At 67.8% G+C, this 547-nt stretch carries 1 protein-coding gene; it reads left to right on the top strand.

The genetic code is table 11. The features are described 5' to 3' along the window. Nucleotides 1-547: UDP binding domain-containing protein (locus ACYVJ0_RS13805; RefSeq protein WP_460818434.1), on the top strand; the 547-nt coding region annotated here is incomplete at both ends.

Below are 547 nucleotides of genomic sequence, written 5' to 3'. Positions count from 1 at the left end.
GGCGAGATCTTGCTGACGGACGCCGAGACCGCCGAGACCGCCAAGCTGGTGGAGAACTCGTTCCGCGACGTGAACATCGCCTTCGCGAACGAGCTGTCCCTGGTGGCGGACAAGCTGGGAATCGACGTGTGGGAGCTCATCCGGCTTGCCAACCACCACCCGCGGGTCAACATCCTGCAGCCCGGTCCGGGCGTCGGTGGACACTGTATTGCCGTCGACCCGTGGTTCATCGTGGACGCGGCACCCGAGGAAGCGCGCTTGATCCGGACGGCCCGCGAGGTGAACGACGCGAAGCCGCGCTGGGTGTTGCACAAGGTGCTCGACGCCGTCGCCGGGATCGAGACTCCGGTAGTCGCTGCCTACGGGCTCGCGTTCAAGCCGAACATCGACGACCTGCGGGAGTCGCCGGCGGTCGGGATCGTGCGTGAGCTGGCGGCGACGTTGCCGCACACGACGGTACTGGCAGTGGAGCCGCACATCGACGAGCTGCCAGCCGAGCTGGCCGAGCTGCCCAACGTACTGCTGGTGGACGCCGAGGAGGCGCTGG

The sequence above is a fragment of the Microbacterium petrolearium genome, assembly GCF_054782875.1.
The sequence above is the reverse complement of the archived record's forward strand: the minus strand, read 5'-3'. Positions and strand labels throughout refer to the sequence as shown.